This is a genomic window from Protofrankia sp. Cj5, assembly GCF_917627405.1.
GTDB lineage: Bacteria > Actinomycetota > Actinomycetes > Frankiales > Frankiaceae > Protofrankia.
Map to the genome: position 1 here is coordinate 20,565 of NZ_CAKJTO010000047.1, position 16,988 is coordinate 37,552.

The 16,988-nt window shown below is 68.1% G+C and carries 12 protein-coding genes and 1 pseudogene; 5 read left to right on the plus strand and 8 right to left on the minus strand.

The window, feature by feature from the left end:
* Positions 1-279: 279 nt before the first annotated feature.
* Positions 280-570, minus strand: coding sequence for a metal-sensitive transcriptional regulator (locus MJ777_RS12250; RefSeq protein ID WP_239310028.1), 291 nt, complete (start codon positions 568-570; stop codon positions 280-282).
* A 495-nt stretch (positions 571-1,065) separates the two neighbouring features.
* On the opposite strand from MJ777_RS12250, the gene MJ777_RS12255 reads away from it, so the two are divergent.
* The 3 genes from MJ777_RS12255 (at position 1,066) to MJ777_RS12265 (ending at position 5,706) form a co-directional block, all read left to right on the plus strand.
* Positions 1,066-2,535: a glycosyltransferase 87 family protein gene (locus MJ777_RS12255; RefSeq protein WP_239376180.1), complete on the plus strand. Its 1,470-nt coding sequence runs from the start codon at positions 1,066-1,068 to the stop codon at positions 2,533-2,535.
* A 25-nt stretch (positions 2,536-2,560) separates the two neighbouring features.
* The gene (locus tag MJ777_RS12260) at positions 2,561-3,832 is read left to right on the plus strand and encodes a DUF445 domain-containing protein (protein WP_239376182.1); all 1,272 of its coding nucleotides are present in this window, start codon (positions 2,561-2,563) and stop codon (positions 3,830-3,832) included.
* A 578-nt stretch (positions 3,833-4,410) separates the two neighbouring features.
* Complete coding sequence (locus MJ777_RS12265; protein WP_239376207.1) at positions 4,411-5,706, plus strand: DEAD/DEAH box helicase; 1,296 nt, start codon at positions 4,411-4,413, stop codon at positions 5,704-5,706.
* 152 nt (positions 5,707-5,858) lie between these two features.
* Here MJ777_RS12265 and MJ777_RS12270 read toward each other — a convergent pair whose 3' ends face one another.
* From MJ777_RS12270 to lat, 4 genes are all read right to left on the minus strand, one after another.
* Positions 5,859-6,062 carry a hypothetical protein gene (locus MJ777_RS12270; RefSeq protein ID WP_239376184.1) on the minus strand — a complete coding sequence of 68 codons (204 nt, stop codon included), beginning with the start codon at positions 6,060-6,062 and terminating at the stop codon, positions 5,859-5,861.
* Positions 6,063-6,463: 401 nt separating this feature from the next.
* Positions 6,464-10,021 carry a DNA polymerase III subunit alpha gene (gene dnaE / locus MJ777_RS12275; RefSeq protein WP_239376194.1) on the minus strand — a complete coding sequence of 1,186 codons (3,558 nt, stop codon included), beginning with the start codon at positions 10,019-10,021 and terminating at the stop codon, positions 6,464-6,466.
* Positions 10,022-10,552: 531 nt separating this feature from the next.
* Positions 10,553-12,121, minus strand: coding sequence for an aldehyde dehydrogenase family protein (locus MJ777_RS12280; protein WP_239376209.1), 1,569 nt, complete (start codon positions 12,119-12,121; stop codon positions 10,553-10,555).
* A 10-nt stretch (positions 12,122-12,131) separates the two neighbouring features.
* Entirely contained in the window at positions 12,132-13,547 is a 1,416-nt protein-coding gene (gene lat / locus MJ777_RS12285) for an L-lysine 6-transaminase (protein WP_370651583.1), read from the minus strand.
* 270 nt (positions 13,548-13,817) lie between these two features.
* Here lat and MJ777_RS12290 point away from each other — a divergent pair, with 270 nt between their 5' ends.
* Positions 13,818-15,554: a protein kinase gene (locus MJ777_RS12290; RefSeq protein ID WP_239376203.1), complete on the plus strand. Its 1,737-nt coding sequence runs from the start codon at positions 13,818-13,820 to the stop codon at positions 15,552-15,554.
* Between the two features lie 233 nt (positions 15,555-15,787).
* Entirely contained in the window at positions 15,788-16,033 is a 246-nt protein-coding gene (locus MJ777_RS12295; protein WP_239310021.1) for an AbrB/MazE/SpoVT family DNA-binding domain-containing protein, read from the plus strand.
* Between the two features lie 49 nt (positions 16,034-16,082).
* Here MJ777_RS12295 and MJ777_RS12300 read toward each other — a convergent pair whose 3' ends face one another.
* The 3 genes and pseudogenes from MJ777_RS12300 to MJ777_RS12310 all read right to left on the minus strand — a co-directional run.
* Positions 16,083-16,484 carry a type II toxin-antitoxin system VapC family toxin gene (locus MJ777_RS12300; protein WP_239346974.1) on the minus strand — a complete coding sequence of 134 codons (402 nt, stop codon included), beginning with the start codon at positions 16,482-16,484 and terminating at the stop codon, positions 16,083-16,085.
* Entirely contained in the window at positions 16,481-16,726 is a 246-nt protein-coding gene (locus MJ777_RS12305; protein WP_045878334.1) for a hypothetical protein, read from the minus strand. The genes MJ777_RS12300 and MJ777_RS12305 overlap by 4 nt, the downstream gene beginning before the upstream one ends.
* Before the next feature lie 68 nt (positions 16,727-16,794).
* Positions 16,795-16,988, minus strand: a pseudogene (locus MJ777_RS12310) (DUF4351 domain-containing protein); the annotation flags it as partial.

Here is a 16,988-nt window from a genome sequence, read left to right on the forward strand (position 1 = left end):
GCCGGTTGCTCGTACGGCGTGCTTCGGAAGCCGTCGTTCGGTCCGGGAGCCGGACAGCTGACTTTCGAAACACGCCTCAGTGGTCGGCGCTGGAAGTCCTTCGGGGGCTGTCGGATGCCAGGTGGATGCGTCGCGAGGCGGAGGAGGCCCCGGTAGCGGTGTTCTACCGGGGCCGACGAGCCGGGGTACCCGTGCATCGCGAAGCGATGTGCGGGGAGCGATGAAGCGAGGCGCCGCCTGACGCCGGCAGGCCCTGGATGCACTTCCGGCGCCGACCACTTAGGACCGGAGCAGGCGAGCGATCGCCTCCGAGGCCTCTTGTACCTTGCGGTCGGCCTCGTCGCCGCCGGCCGCCGCGGCCCCCACGACGCAGTGCGCCAGGTGCTCATCCAGCAGGCCCAGCGCCACCGCCCGCAGCGCCCTGGTCGCCGCCGAGACCTGGGTCAGGATGTCGATGCAGTACTCCTCCTGCTCAACCATCCGTTGCAAGCCGCGGATCTGGCCTTCGATGCGCCGTAACCGCTTACGGTAGTCGTCCTTGTTGCCGATGTAGCCGTGGGCCACGCCCATCTGTTCTTCACCGCACCCTCACCATCCGCTACCCCCTCGGGGTATCACAGGGCGGACCGTATACCCCCCCAGGGTAATAGGCAAGTGGATGGGACGACGTGGCCGGCATGCCGGCGCCACCGCCGGGCGGCGGTCGGGCGAGCCGAGCTCTGGACGCCCCACCGCGCGTTGACGCGGTCCCGGAACCGGCGGCGTGTGCCCCCTCACCGCGGCATGCGCAACGATGTCGAGGACGTCAACGGGCGAGGCGGGCGTGGTGTTCACATGTCGCGGGTACTGGCAGGCTGCGGGCGCTGAGAGCGTGTGTGAGATCGGGCTTTCGATCAGTGAGCCGCGCCCAGGCGCCCCCTGGCAAGGCGGAAGGCCGAAGCGATACCGGATGAGTCGTCTCGGTGCGGCCGACAACGCGGCCAGGGGGCGCCTGGACGCGGCGAGCCGGAATGACGATCTCACACGCGCTCTGAACGTTTTCAGCGGACGACGATCGGCGCTGGCGTGAGTAAGCCTGGGGGGGCTGCCGCGCTCGCGGCCGTCGTGGCCGCGGTGTGGCTGGTCTACATCGTGCCGCTCCCGCACTATGACATCGAGGTGTTCCTGCGTGCCGGCGGCGCCGTCGGGCATGGCCGCGACCCCTATCCGCCGCCGGGTTCCGCCGAGATCTCCTCGGGCTTCGCCTACGTCTATCCCTACCTGGTCGCATTCGGCTTCGTCCCGCTGTCGTGGCTCGGCCGCTACGGGGCGCTCGCGTTCATCGCGCTCTCGGTCGCGGCGCTGATCGCCGCGGCCCACCTCGCCGGCGCGCGGGAGGCCCGGACCTACGCGCTGGTGGTGATGGCGTCCTGCACCATCACCGGCCTACAGATGGGGACGCTCAACGCCGTGCTCTTCCTCGGTCTCGCCGCGCTGTGGCGCTGCCGCGACCGGCCGGTCAGCGCGGGGATGATCGCGGCTGCCGTCATCTACGCCAAGCTGTTCCTGGCACCGGTCTGGCTGTGGCTGGTGCTGACCCGACGGGCCACAGCGAGCGCGGTCGCCGCGGTTGCCGTCACGGTGCTGTTCGCCCTGGCCGAGCTCATCAGCCCGGTCGGCACCCGCGCCTACCTGGGTATGCTCACAGTGCTCAGCCGCACGGAGGCCCCGATGGGGCTCAGCCTCACCGGCCTGCTGGTCAACAGCGGTCTCGGCTTCACCATGGCCAGCTGGATCGCCCGGGTGGCGGCGCTCGGCCTGCTCATCGCATGCTGGCTGCGCATGCGACACACGGCGGACGAACGGACGCTGTACGCGGGCACGCTTGCCGCCGCGCTCGTGGCGTCACCGATCATCTGGAGCCACTACCTGCTGCTGCTCGTCGCTCCGCTGCTCGTCATCGCACCCACGCCCGATGCATTCGGGTCCCGTCCGCCGCTGGTCGTCTTCGCCGTCGCCAGCTGGTTCGTCGTTACCCCGCACCGCAGCGGCCCAGTGGGATTCGCCGTCGGTGGCGTGCTGCTCACGCTGCTCGCGGCTCCCGTGCTCAGCACCGCCGGCCCGGGACTGGCCCGCCGCGCGACGGCCATGGTCATGGCCATGACCAGGACAGCCTCGGCCGGGACGATCTCGGCCGAGACGGTCTCGGCCAGCCCCGGGCCCGCCCGGCAAGCGGTGCTCGCCAGCACATTCAGTCCGGTGATCCGCACCGTCGCTACGGGCACCCTCGCCGTCGCCTGCGGCGCCGCCCTCCAGCTGCTCGCGGCGGCCCACGGCGGCTCGGGGCGGGTGATCGGCGCTTACTGCGCGCTCCTGGGAATGGTCGCCGTGGCGTGTCTGCCGCCGGGGCCCGCCCACGGGGCCGACAGCTCTGTCACGACCGCGGCTGACCGCCGCACATCGAGACGTCGCGGCCGTACGGTCGTAACCGGAGCATTCGCCGCGGCCGATCGGCACCGGCGGGACGGGGACGGCACAGGGCAGGACAGCACATGACGTGACAGCCCAGGAGCGGAGGACGATGCCCGCGCGACCGGAGCCCGCGGCGCCCAACGACGCCGAACTGCGGCGTGGGCTGCGGCGGATGCGGACGATCGCGACCGGGCTGCTGGCCCTTGTCGTGGTCGTCTATGTCGTGTTCTGGCGCTGGGAGAGCGGCGGCGGGCCGACGTGGGCCGGCTATGTCCGGGCCGCGGCGGAGGCGGGGGCGGTGGGCGCCCTGGCCGACTGGTTTGCCGTAACCGCCCTGTTCCGCCGGCCGCTGGGCCTGCCCATCCCGCATACAGCGATCATCCCGAACCGCAAGAACGACCTGGGACGCAGCCTCGAGCGCTTCGTCGCCCAGAACTTCCTGGCCGAGTCGGTGATCCGGGAGAAAATCGCGGGCCTGGGGGTGGCCATGCGCATGGGGGCGTGGCTCGGTGCCCCCGGCCACGCCGAATGGGTCGCCGCGGAGGCATCTGGCCGGTTGGCTGCCGCGATCTCGGGCATCCGGGACGACGTGATGCTGGATGTGGTCGAGAAGACCATCCTGGCCCGGGTCATGGATCGCCCGTGGGCACCGGCCGCCGGCACCGCGCTCGGCCGGATCGTGGCCGGCGGGCTGCACCATCGTCTCGTCGACCTGGTTGCCGTGCAGGCGGAGGCCTGGCTGCGCGACAATCCGGAAATAATGCTACGGATAGTGACCGACAAGGCCCCATCCTGGTCACCGCGATTCGTCGACGAGGCGATCGCGGCCCGCGCCTACGCCGAGGCGCTGCGGTTCATCAGCGAGGTCCGCGCGGACCCGGACCATCGGCTGCGCCGGGCATTGGACGACTTTCTGGCCCGGTTCGCCGAACAGCTGCGCACCGACTCCGCCACCGCCGAGCGGGTGGAGAAGCTCAAGGAACGCATCCGTGATCATCCGGAGGTCGACCTGGCGCTCGCGACCATGTGGAACGCCACCAAGGCCATCCTGATCGACGCTGCCGACGATCCCGGCGGCGTCCTGCGGACCCGGATGGCCGACGAGCTACGGACACTCGGCGAGCGGCTGACCGCGGAACCGCGGCTGGGCGCGGGCGTCGACGCCGCAGCCAACGACATCGTGGCATGGATCGTCAACCGCTACCGATCCGAGATCACCGCGGTGATCAGCGAAACGGTCGCGAACTGGGAACCGACCGAGACCTCAACCAAGATTGAACTACACGTGGGCCGTGACCTACAGTACATCCGCATCAACGGAACGGTGGTCGGCGCGATCGCCGGGCTCGTCATCCATCTACTGACAAGCCTGTTGCTATGAGCTCCTTTCTGGTCACGTTTCTGGTCACGCCGCCTCGGCGTGCGCGAGATCTCATCGCAACAGAGGAGGTCAGCGGCACCCCCGGAGGTGATCGGTGTACGCTGAACACGCTGGCGGCCACAGGCCGTCCATGGTGCGCGGTTTTCGGGCCACGCACCCGAGGTCCGTGTGACAGCAGGTTGGTGCGAACCCGGACGGGTTTAATCTGATCATGCTCTGGTGACGCGGCCCGAGCTGGACGCACGATCGCTGCCACATGATCGCCGACGCATCCACGCGGCGACCTCGACACGACGGACGGAAGAACCCTGTCTCAGCACGGTGATACTCAGCCCTCCCCTGCCCGCCGCCGTTCCCGACCCGGTGGTGGTGGCGGATACCGCGGTCGCGGCGGCCCTCGTCCGGGCGGCAAGCAGAACGGACCGAACCGGTCCGCGCCCCCGCCCCGCCCGACACTGCCGACCCGCGAGCCGCGCCCGCCGGTCACCTCCTTCGCGGACGCGGGTTTGCCGCCGTCCCTCGTCACAGCCCTTGCCCGCCAGGGAATTACCGCTCCCTTCCCGGTACAGGCGGCCACCCTGCCCGACGTCCTCGCCGGTGAGAACGTTCTCGGCCGCGCGAGCACGGGATCCGGCAAGACCCTGGGGTTCGGCCTGCCGATGCTCGCGGAGCTGTCGAAGAACCGCGCCGTCACGCCAGGGCGCCCCCGCGGCCTGATCCTCGTTCCCACCCGGGAACTCGCCCAGCAGGTCCACGACGCGCTGGACCCGCTCGCCAGACCGCTCGGCCTTCGGCTGCGCGCGGTGTACGGCGGAACGTCGATCTCCCGCCAGATCAGCTCGCTGCGGCGCGGAGTGCACATCGTCGTCGCCACTCCCGGGCGCCTCACCGACCTGATCGAACGCGGTGCCTGCTCCCTGGAAGAGATCGCGGTCACGGTGCTGGATGAGGCCGACTACATGTGTGACCTCGGCTTCCTCCCGGCCGTGCGAGCGCTGCTGGACGCCACCCCCGCTGGTGGCCAACGGCTGCTGTTCAGCGCGACCCTCGACCGGGAGGTTGAGGTACTGGTCCGCCAGTACCTGCCAGAGCCGGTGCTCGTCGCCATCGATTCCGAGACCGCGCAGGTCTCGACACTGTCGCGGCACGCCCTCGAAGCGGCGGACCCGGCCGCCCACACCCGTCTGGTCACCGCGCTCGCCGGCGGTTCCGGCCGGACCCTGGTGTTCGCCCGCACCCAGCGGGGTGCGGACCGGCTCGCCGAGCAGCTCACCCGCTCGGGTGTCCCCGCTCAGCCGCTGCACGGCGGCATGGCGCAGAACGCCCGGACCCGGGCGCTCGCCGGGTTCGCCGACGGCGCGCACCGGGTGCTGGTCGCCACCGACGTGGCCGCTCGCGGCATTCACGTCGACGGCGTCGACATCGTGGTGCACGCGGGGCTTCCCAGCGATCCCAAGACCTACCAGCACCGCGGTGGACGGACCGCACGAGCGGGCGCGCACGGTGCCGATGTGCTCGTCTCGCTTCCAGAGGAACGCGGGATTGTGCGTGCGTTGCTGCGTGCCGCCGGTAGCGACGCCCAGCCGGAACCGGCCGACGCGGACGCCGAGGTAGTGGCACGCCTCGCCGGGCCTCCCGCTCCCCGGATCCTGCCGCAGCAGCGGACCGCCACCCAGTCCCTGCCGGCGTCGACATCCTCCCGGGTGCCGGCGCAGGGACGGCCCGGCGGCGGTTCACGGCGCGGTACCGACAAGCAGTGGGGCGCGTCCTCATCCCGCGGCGGTTCCGCATCCGGTGGCCGTGGGTCCGACCAGCAGCGCCGTGGCGGGCGCCGCCAGGGGCCGGCATCCACCACGGCGACCGGTCAGGGCTGACCCGACCAAAAATGATCTACAACTGACCTCCCTGGCCGTCGCGCGCGTGAAAGTTGTGATCACGCATACGGCGGCCGGCTGACAACGCCGAGGGCGTGGCACCGACTCGTCCGGTGCCACGCCCTCGGCACAAGGCCCGCTGGCCAGCCTGCTCAGAGCCCGTCGGATACCCCGGCCGCAATCACCTGACGCGCCGCTCCCAGCCGCAGCCGTGACGGGTTCGCGACGGAACGCGGGACCCGCCACGACTCGGACGCGCCGTCCACCCGGCTGTCGACGTCCCCTTCCGCCGCCGCCCACTGGCCTGACCACGATCCGCGCGGCTCCAGGTAAACCGATTCATCCTGCTCAGACACCGACATTGCCCCCTCCATACAACAACGACATGTGTAACCAGCCCGTAATGGCACAACGGGCGTGCCCGCATCCTGCGGACACCTGGCTACGAAACATATCGAGCCGACGTTCGGGACAATAAGGCGGCTGTGGGTGAGAATATTCATGCACGATCACAGATGGCGTATACACAACCAAGTTGGCCATCTGCTGGGCATACGCTGTGTCCCAGCGCCGACCAGCGCGGCACAGGCGTGCCTTGGCCGTGTCACTGTCGGTCGACAGTTGTTGATAGTTGATAGTTGGGACAACGACCAGCCGGGCGAAAGCCCGGCCGCGTGCCAGGACCAGGCCAGAACAACGGCGGACACGCCTGCGCGCGGGTCGTCTCGTCAGCTCGCGGTCACGGCTCAGCTCGCGGTCACGACGCGATGGCCTTCGTACCGAGGAGGCTCTTGATGTCCCCCCAGAAGGCTCCGGTCGTGTCGACCTCGGGCCCGAGCCTGAGCAGAGAGGTCCGGCGCGGGCCCTGCAGCCGCAGGTGCACGGGAGTCCTGCCGGGATGCGTGGCCAGGATGCGTTTGAGGTTGCTGACGAGGTCCGGGGTCACCTTGTGGGTGGGCAGCATGAGGACGACAGGCGGTTCCGCGTCCGCGTTGAGGCTCGAGACATCGAGCGTCGTGAGATCCTGTCCGAAGATGCTGATGGCGCCGTCGCGCTCGTTGAGCCTGCCCCGGACCGAGACAACAGCGTCAGGCACCAGCTGCGAACCGTGAATCTCATAGCTCTTCGGGAAGAACAGGACCTCCACGGCGGCGTCGAGATCCTCGACGGTAAGGATGGCCCAGAGACTGCCGCTGGTCTTGTTGACCCGCCGGTCGACCTTCGCGATCACACCCGCGATACGGACCGCACCCTCGCTTCGGCCACTTTCGAGCAAATCGACGATCGACGTGTCCCGATTACGTTCCAATATCTTCTCAGCGCCTTCCAGCGGATGGCTGGAAACGTAGAGGCCGAGCATCTCGCGTTCCTGCGCGAGAAGTTCCGGGCGTGGCCACTCCGCGACGTCGAGATCAAGATCGAGGCCGATTTTGACCGGTTCGCTCTCGTTCCCGTCAGCATCGCCGAACAGACCGTACTGGCCGAACGCCTCAGCCCGTTTAGGGCCGACGACGGCGTCAATGGCGGCCTCATGGACGCGGGCCAGCGCCCGGCGGGTGTGGCCGAGCGAATCAAAGCTGCCCGCCTTGATGAGGGAATCGACGGTACGTTTGTTGCAGACACCGATCTCAACCTTGTCGAGGAAGTCCGGGAACGAGGTGAACGCCCCCTTCTTCTGCCGGGTGGCTCTGATCGAGTCGACAACCGGCGCCCCGACGTTGCGAATGGCGCCCAGCCCGAAGCGAACGTCGGCACCGACTGGTGTGAAATACAGGGACGACTCGTTGACGTCCGGCGGCAACACGCGGATCCCCATCTTGCGGCATTCCGCCAGATACACTGCCATCTTGTCCTTGTCGTCCCCGACCGAGGTGAGCAGGGCGGCCATGAACTCGGCTGGGTAGTTCGCCTTCAGATAAGCGGTCCAGAACGACACGACACCGTAGCCGGCGGTGTGCGACTTGTTGAATCCGTAACCGGAGAACGGGAGCAGAACGTCCCAGACCGCCTGCGCGGCCGCCGACGAGTAACCCTTTTCGTCCATACCCGTCATGAACTCGGCATAGCTGGCGTCCAGGATCTCCTTCTTCTTCTTCCCCATGGCGCGGCGCAGCAGGTCCGCCTTACCGAGGCTGTAACCGGCGAGCTCACGGGCGATGGCGAGCACATGCTCCTGGTAGACGACGAGATGGTAGGTCTCACCGAGGATTCCTTCGAGCACGTCCCGTAGTTCCGGATGGATGGGCGTGATGGGCTTGCGGCCGTTCTTGCGGTCCGCGTACTCGATGTGCGAGTTTGCCGCCATGGGCCCCGGCCGGTACAGCGCCAGCACCGCCGCGATGTCCTCGAACTTGGTCGGCGCCATCAGGCGCAGCAGGCTGCGCATGGGACCACCGTCGAGCTGGAACACCCCAAGCGTGTCACCACGGGCCAGCAGCTCGAAAGTGGGGACATCGGCCAGCGGAAGTTTCTGGAGATCAAGATCGATCCCACGGTTCTGCCGGATGTTACGGATGGCGTCGTCGATGACGGTGAGGTTCCGCAGGCCCAGGAAGTCCATTTTCAGCAGGCCCATGTCCTCGCACTGCGGGAATGGGAAGCCCGTGATGATGGCGCCGTCCGCGTCACGCCGGTGAATCGGTAGAACATTCAGCAGCGGTTCGGAGCAGAGAATGACACCGGCCGCGTGCACACCGGTTCCGCGGGTGAGCCCTTCGAGCCCGCGGGCCGTGTCGATGACCTTTCGGACCTCCTGGTCGGTTTCGTAGAGGCCGCGGACCTCCGCCGCTTCGCTGTATCGCTCGTGCTGGGGGTCGGTGATGCCGGACAGGGGGATGCCCTTGCCGAACACATCCGGCGGCATCGCCTTGGTGATGCGGTCACCGAGAGCGTAGGGGAAGCCCAGGACACGACAGGAGTCCTTGATCGCGGCCTTCGCCTTGATGGTGCCGAAAGTGAGGATCTGGCAGACCTTCTCCTCACCGTACTTCTCCGTCACGTAACGGATCATGTCGCCGCGACGGCGTTCGTCGAAGTCCAGGTCGACGTCAGGCGGGGTGACCCGTTCGGGGTTCAGGAAGCGCTCGAAGATCAGTTTGTGCTCGATCGGGTCGAGCTCGGTGATCCCGAGGACGTAGGCGACCATTGAGCCGGTGGCCGAGCCGCGTCCCGGCCCCACCCGGATGCCCTTCTCGCGTGCCTCACGGCAGATGTCCGCGACGACCAGGAAGTAGGCGGGGAAACCCATCTGGTCGATCATCCGAAGTTCATAGTCGATCCGCTCGCGGACCTCTTGCGAGGGGTCGGCGCCGAACCGGTGTTCCACCCCTCGGGCCACCTCTTTGTACAGCCAGGACAACTGGTCCTCACCGGCGGGGACGGGGAAGCGTGGCATTCGGTCGACGAATGTGAACACCTCGTCGTACGGCTCGACCCGCTCGGCGATCAACAAAGAACTGTCACAGGCGCCGGCGACCTGACCGTCCCACAGTTCCCGCATCTCGTCCGGGCTCTTCAGGTAGTAGCCGTCGCCGTCGAACTTGAACCGCTTCGGGTCATCGAGTGTCTTGCCGGTGCCGACGCACAGCAGTGCGCTGTGCGAGTCCGCCTGGTCCTTGGTGACATAGTGGCTGTCATTGGTCGCGAGCGGTCGAAGGTCCAGCTCCCGGGCGATTCGCAGGAGACCATCGCGCACGCTGCGTTCGATGGCCAGGCCGTGGTCCATCAGCTCGAGAAAGTAGTTCTCCGCGCCGAATATGTCCTGGAAGGTCGCGGCGGCTTCCAGCGCCTTGTCGAACTGGCCGAGCCGCAGCCGGGTCTGGACCTCACCGGAGGGACAGCCCGTTGTCGCGATGATTCCGGCGGCATGCTCGGAAATCAGCTCGCGATCCATCCGGGGTTTGCGGTAGTAGCCGTCGAGACTCGCCAGGCTGGACAGGCGAAAAAGGTTCCGCAAGCCGGTCGCGCCAGCGGCGAGCATAGTCATATGGGTGTAGGAGCCACCACCGGAGACGTCGCCGCCCTCACCGTCGGGATCAGCGTTCCGCTGGCCACCCTCGCCCCAGAAGATAGGCTTCTTGTGGAAACGTGATTCAGGCGCGATATAGGCTTCGATACCGATGATCGGTTTGACACCGGATTTCTTCGCGGCTTGCTGGAATTCGTAGGAGCCGAACATGTTACCATGATCGGTCATACCGACCGCGGGCATCCCGAGACGAGCGGCCTCAGCACACAGGGAATTGACCTTGGCCGCACCGTCCAACATCGAGTACTCGGTGTGAACATGCAGATGGACAAAAGAATCGCTAGCCATCGGTCCCCTTTCTTACCCTGTCCCTCCCTGAACTCTAGCGGCGCATACCCAGGGCCTCCGCACGCGGCACAGTGGTACCAGCCTCAACGACCACAGGGACGCCGGTGAGGCGGGCGGACCGCTCATCAGCCTGATCCCCATACCAGCAACCGATCCTTCCCGCGAACACGGCGTACCTACGAACCGCTCATCACCGCTCATCACCACGCGGACACGCGGACACGCGGACACGCGGACACGTGCCTCACGTCATCGCTCCCCAGCCATCGCCGCGCGAGGCACGCGCCCCAGCCCCGCTCCTTGATCCACGCTCCCTGTTGCCGGGCGCGCTAAGTGGTCGCCGCCGGCAGACCCTGGACGAACTTCCGGCGGCAACCACTAAGATCGTCATTCCGGCTCGCCGCGTCCAGGCGCCCCCTGGCTGCCTTGTCGGCCACACCGAGACAACTCATCCGGTCTCGCTTCGGCCTTCCGCCTTGCCAGGGTGCGCCTGGGCGCGACTCACTGATCGAAAGCCCGATCTCACACGCTCTAACCGCTGGGGAGGCGGTAGGTGAGGTCGGCGGCGGGGACGCCGGTTTCCAGCTGGGCCTTCTGCAGGTGGCCGGAGTAGTCCCAGTTGACTGCCTGCCACCGGGTGACCTGGTCGAGCACCCAGCGTCCGGACTGGCGGGAACCGTTGCCGGACCGGCCGTTACCGCCGAACGGCAGATGCGCCTCAGCCCCGGACGTCGAGTTGTTGACGCTGACCATGCCGGCGCTGACACCGCGACGGAACCGGAAAACAGTCGCCGGGTTATTGGTGTAGATCGACGACGACAAACCGTAACCAGGTGCGTTGGCCAGTTCTATGGCCTCGTCGAGGTGCCGGTAGGCGGTGACGCCGACGATCGGGCCGAAGGTCTCCTCATCGAACACCTCGTCACCGGGCCGCACCCCGTCAATGATCACCGGGTGATAGTACAGACCGGTCTCGGCGGCACCGACGAACCCGTCCCGCGGGCGGGCCGCGTCGATCCGCCCGACCGCCGAGGAACCCGCGACCCGGTGATGGTCACGGATGCACCCGAGGGTGCGCTCGAAACCGTCGGCGAACCGCAGATCGAGCAACGGCCCGTACAGGACGTCCGCGAAGGGATCACCAATGGCCGCGGCCTCGACCGCGGCCACGAACCGGCGGACGAACTCGTCGTGCAGCGAAGCATGCACGATCACCGTACCGAGTGAGGTGCACCGCTGCCCGGCCGTGCCGAAACCAGCAAACACCGCGCCGGCGACGGCGGCGTCCAGATCCGCGTCGGGTGCGACGACCATCGGGTTCTTCCCGCCAAGTTCCAGGCAGGGGGTTTGTAGGTGCCGGCCGCACAGTTCGCCGATCATCCGGCCGACCTCGGTCGAGCCGGTGAAGCCGACCTTGTCGACAAGGCCCGCGGCCAGCGCCCGCTCCAGGCCGGTGAACGTCTCCACCCCCTCCGCCGGGACGACTTCGAGCACACCGGCCGGTACCCCGGCACGGCGGATCAGCTCGGTGAACGCCTGCGCGCATGCGGCCGCGTAGACGGCGGGCTTCCAGACGACGGTGTTGCCGCACAGCAATGCCGGAACGATGTACCACGACGGAACCGCCACCGGAAAGTTGCCCGCGGTTATCACCGTCAGCACACCAACCGGCTCCCGGAAAGTGAACAACTGCTTGTCGGGCAGCTCCGAGGGCACGGTCTCGCCGTACAGACGGCGCCCCTCGCCGAGAAAGAAGCGGCAGGTATCGATGATCTCCTGTACCTCACCGCACGCCTCGGCCAGCGGCTTGCCGACCTCACGGGTGACCAGCCGGGCGAGCGCGGCCGCATTGTCCTCGACGAGCCGCCCGAGGTTCGCGATCACGCTCCCGCGGACGGGCGCGGGTACATCCGCCCAGCCCGGCTGAGCCGCTCGCGCGGCACGGCAGGCGGCCAGCAGGTCGGCGGGGCTGGCAAGCACGATCTCGGCGACCACCTCGTCCAGACGGGCGGGGTTCGTCGAACGGCGCACCGCCCGGCCCGCATGGTCATGGCTGGCTGCCCGACCGGCCAGCACGACTCCATAGCTCACCGATGTCATCATCACGCTCTCAGCAGGTAGCCGGGACGTCAGTAGCCGGGGTACGGGCCAGCACCCGCTCGAGCGCCGCCACCCCGCGGGAGAGCTCGGTGGCGGAGACGGTCAACGCGGGCCGGAACCGCAGTGCGCGCGGCCCCGCGGGCAGGACGAGAACATGTTCCTCGGTACGCAGCCGGCGCACCACCTCGTTGCGGATCTCTGGCGAGGGCAGGTCGATCGCGCACAGCAGGCCGCGCCCGCGCGGGTTGGTCACCAACGACGGGTAGCCGCGGGCAAGCTCCCACAGGCCAGCCAGCAGATCGCGGCCGAGTGTGCCGGCACGGGCGAACAGCCCGTCCGCCTCCATGATCTCAAGCATCCGACGGGAGCGGACCATGTCGACCAGCCCGCCGCCCCAGGTCGAGTTGATCCTTCCGGTGACCCGGAAGACGTTGTCGGGCACCTCATCCACCCGCCGGCCCGCCATCACCCCGCCGAGCTGCACCTTCTTACCGAACGCGACGACATCGGGACGCAGGCCCAGTTGCTGGTGCGCCCAGGCCGCACCGGTGGCTCCCACCCCGGTCTGGACCTCGTCAAGGACGAAAAGCGCCTCATGGACATGGCACAGCCGTTCCATCGCGGCGAGGAACTCCGCTCGCAGGTGATTGTCGCCGCCCTCGCCCTGGATCGGTTCGGCCAGAAAACAGGCGATATCGTGAGGATGGCGAGCGAACGCGGCCTCGGCCTGGGCGAGCGCGCCCGCCTCGGCCGCGGCGAGGTCGGCGAGCCGGGTGCCCTCCAGCGGGTAGGTGACCACCGGGGTGTCGATCCGGGGCCAGTCGAACACCGGAAAGCGATCGGTCTTCACCGAGTCGGTGTTGGTGACCGACAGTGTGTAGCCGCTGCGGCCGTGAAAGGCGTGGCGTAGGTGCAGCACCCGCGTCCCGAGTGACGGTGACCGTCCAGCCTGGGCATTGCGACGGCTTTTCCAGTCGAACGCGCACTTCAGCGCGTTCTCGACGGCGAGCGCCCCACCCTCGACGAAGAACAGGTGGGGCAGTTCCGGGTCACCGAGAACCCGGGCGAACGTCTCGACGAACCCCGCGTAGGCGGCGGTGGCGATGTCGGGGTTGGCCGGTTTGTTGACCGCCGCGGCGGTCAGTTCGGCGAGGAAAACGGGGTCGCCGGTCAGCTGGGGTGGATTGATCCCCAGCGGCGCCGAGGCGAAGAAGCTGTAAAGATCCAGATAGCGCTGGCCGTCACGGGCATCCACGAGCCAGCTGCCACGGCTACGTTCAAGATCAAAAACGATGCCGAAGCCATCCATGAGGACATGGCGGCCCAGCACCTCCAGCACACGGCCCGGCGCGACCGTGGAGTGTGCGGCAGCCCGGCTCCTGGCGACCGGGGAGATCCGATTCCGCGCGGTGACCGCGGCAGGCATGCTCGGCATCCCATCCTCCTCGCGCATATCTCGCGTCGACCGGTCCGACATCTCAGCGAGACAGAGAAACCTTCGGTAGAACCAGCTTGATCGCAAAGATACTATTCCTTCTAGTTGAAATCAAGATAAAATTTTTCCCCTTCGCCGCAGGTTGTCGAATAGCCGACGTCGACAGGACGGCGCAACCACGCGGTGACGGCCATCAGGGACAATTGGGGACGTCGGCTGCCGATCGGGCCGGCAGGCAAACGTCAACGAGGGGGAAAACGCGTGCTCCAGCCACTGACGGACAACGACCCACGTCAGATCGGGCCGTACCGTCTACAGAGCCGGATCGGCGCCGGCGGCATGGGCACCGTCTATCTCGGGTTCGCCGATGACAACAAACCGGTCGCGGTCAAGGTGCCGTCGCCGGGGCTCGCCGACAGCCCTGAGTTCCGCGACCGGTTCCGCACCGAGGTGACCGCGGCCGCCCGGGTGCGCGGCATGTCGGTCGCCGCGGTGATCGACGCCGACACCGCCGGCCCGCGCCCGTGGATGGCCACCGAATATGTCGAGGGCCGCAGCCTGACCGAGGCAGTGGCCCTGCGCGGCCCCTTCACCGGACGCCTGCTCGACGGGCTGGCGGTCGGGCTCGCCGACGCCCTGGTCGCGATCCACACGGCCGGAGTGATCCACCGCGATCTCAAGCCGTCCAACATTCTGGTCACCTGGGAAGGCCCGAAGGTCATCGACTTCGGGATCGCGCGGTCAGCCGATTCAACCAGCCACACCCGTACCGGCGTGCTCGTCGGCACCCTGGTGTGGATGGCACCCGAACAACTCCGGGGTGAGCGGGCCGGGCCGCCGACCGATGTCTTCGCCTGGGGCGCCTGCGTGGCGTTCGCCGCTACCGGCCGCCAGCCGTTCCGGGGCGAGCGGCCCGAGGCGATCGCCATCCAGATCATGACTGCTGAGCCAGACCTGACCGGCGTGCCACCGGCGCTACGCGCGGTGCTGGCCTGGACCTTGGACAAGGAGCCGGCACGGCGCCCGACCGCGGCGGCGCTCGTCGCGGCTCTCCTCGGCCGCGACGCGACCGACCCCGATGAGACGGTCCGAGCGGCACACACCGCGCTGGCGCAGTGGTGGTCGCTGCCGCCCACCCCGCCACAGGCACCTTCCCAGGCTCCTGCCGAGGAACAGGCGGACACGTTCCGTTCGCCCACCTACCGCACCCGCGCTGGCGACGGCCCGCCGCGCGCCATGCCGCACCGGCAACCAGGACCGCACCAGCAATCCGAGGAGCCGTACCGGGAGCCACCGCCGAAGCCCTCACGACCCCGTCGGCGCGGCACCTTCACCGTTGTTCTGGCGACCATCCTGGCGCTGGCACTCATCGGTGGGATCGCCACAGCCCTGGCCTTACGCGGGCAGAACTCCCCCGCTGGCAACGGGGGCGAAGCGACGGTGGCCGGGCAGACACCAGCAGCCGTCGGCGGGGTCACAACCACCTTCCGAGGCCCAACGCCGCCGGCCGGCCGGACCGCCACCGTGCCACCGCCCGTCACCCCGCCGCGGACGACCACCCAGCCGCCGACCCATGCGCCTCTCACCCTCGCTGAGGCCTCAAACATCGTCAACGCGCAGGGTTTCACCGTGATCGACCACACCGGCTTCGCCGTGGGCCGGAATCTTAATGTCCTGATCGGTCAAGGCGGCGGCACGCCCGGCACGCCCAGCACGCCCAACAGCGCATCCGGCACGCCCCGCCAGTCCGGATTCTTCTTCGTCGGCACCGACATGATCGGTAAGGACTTCAGTGAACCGAGCGCCGGCATCCACTTCGTGTCCGCGACGCAGACGACCGTCGTCCTGCGCTACGACCTGTACGAACCAGCGGACAAGGCGTGCTGCCCAAGCGGTGGAACCACCGACGTGGTGTTCCACTGGGACGGCAGGAAACTGAACGTCGACCCCGCGTCGATCCCGCCGAACGACCCCAACGCACACGGCAGCCGCCGCTGACCGCGCAGCGCCGCCCGGCCCTGCGGCCCGGTAGTCGCGCATGAGCGTAATCAGTGTGCCACAGCCCAGCTACCGTCCGAGAGAAAGCTTGAACTCGAACCGCTCGATGAGAGCTTGCTCGAGTGGACGCGAGTCAATGATGAGCGTCTTCGCCGCCGCTGGCAGCGTCGGATTCTTCCTGGCTCAGCCCTCGCTGGAAAGCCATTCAGGGCAGCCGATGGTAAATTTTTGGCATGCGGACGGTCATTGACGCCGCCGGGCGCGTCGTCATCCCCAAGGCGCTACGTGACGCTCTCGGGCTCACCGCGGGTCAGACGCTGGAGATCGCGGAACGGGATGGGCGACTGGAGATCGCTCCGACACCGACATCAATGACGTTGGTAGACGAGAGTGACGGTGTGATCGCCGTCACTGATACGGACATGCCGATGCTGACCGCTGACCTGGTACGTGCCACGCTGGAGCGAACCCGGCGATGAAGGCCGTCGACACCAGCGGGCCGTACGCTGGGAAGCGAGCCCGGTTCCGCTACCGGGTGACGATGACTGTCGCGCGGTGTCCGGCAGCGTTCCTGAGCTTGGCGTCGCCGGTGAGCAGGTCGCAGCCGAGTGCTTCGGCCAGCGCGATGTAGGCAGCGTCGTAGGCACCGAGGTTGTGCCGCAGTTCCCACATCCGGGGGTGGTAGGGCCAGACCGGATGACGGGTGATCCGCAGGCGCGCGTAGTCAGCCAGCATCTGCTCGCCGCGATGGCCAGTGATCTTCTTCCCGGCGGCAAGCCCGCGGACTGTTGACGCGACCTCGACGTCGAGATGGTGCGGGGCGTGCAGCGCGCGCGGGGCGGACAGGCGCTGCCGGAGCACCTCGTCGCCATCGCGGACGGACAGCACATCAATGACGAGCGAGCAGTCAACCACGTACGTGAGGGTCAACGCCGTCCCTCGTCGCGCGCCGCGAGGATGTCATCCATGGTGAGCTCCACCGGTTCCCTGTCTCGCGCGATGCGAGCGATAACCTCGGCGTTGGTCTCCGTGGCCGCGTCGGCATCCATCAGGTCCCGCAGGTACCCGGACAGTGACTGGCCGAGCGATCTGGCACGCTCGCGGAGGACCGCGAGCGTCGTCGGATCGACATCGCGCACCTGGATGATGCCCCCGTCGGCGGACTCGCTCATAGGTCCACGCTACCACGATTCATGCATCACGCATGAAGCCTCCTCGATGCTCCAGATGCGCCTACCGGCTAGCCGAAGAGCTGGTCGAGGGTGTCAGCGGTCAGGACACGGACGGTCCAGGTCTGGAGCTGGTCAGCGGAGGCGTTACGCACAGTGGCGAGCAGCGTCTCGGGAAGCGGGCCGAACTTGAGTGTCAGCTGCTGGACGAGGGTCTCGACACGGCCCTCAACACGTCCCTCGACACGGCCCTCAACACGTCCCT

Coding starts and splice junctions, on each gene's coding strand:
- MJ777_RS12280 (WP_239376209.1), bottom strand. CDS start 12,121: ATGACATCGGTGAGCTATGGAGTCGTGCTGGCCGGTCGGGCAGCCAGC.
- MJ777_RS12260 (WP_239376182.1), top strand. CDS start 2,561: ATGCCCGCGCGACCGGAGCCCGCGGCGCCCAACGACGCCGAACTGCGG.
- MJ777_RS12295 (WP_239310021.1), top strand. CDS start 15,788: ATGCGGACGGTCATTGACGCCGCCGGGCGCGTCGTCATCCCCAAGGCG.
- dnaE (WP_239376194.1), bottom strand. CDS start 10,021: ATGGCTAGCGATTCTTTTGTCCATCTGCATGTTCACACCGAGTACTCG.
- lat (WP_370651583.1), bottom strand. CDS start 13,547: ATGCCTGCCGCGGTCACCGCGCGGAATCGGATCTCCCCGGTCGCCAGG.
- MJ777_RS12305 (WP_045878334.1), bottom strand. CDS start 16,726: ATGAGCGAGTCCGCCGACGGGGGCATCATCCAGGTGCGCGATGTCGAT.
- MJ777_RS12250 (WP_239310028.1), bottom strand. CDS start 570: ATGGGCGTGGCCCACGGCTACATCGGCAACAAGGACGACTACCGTAAG.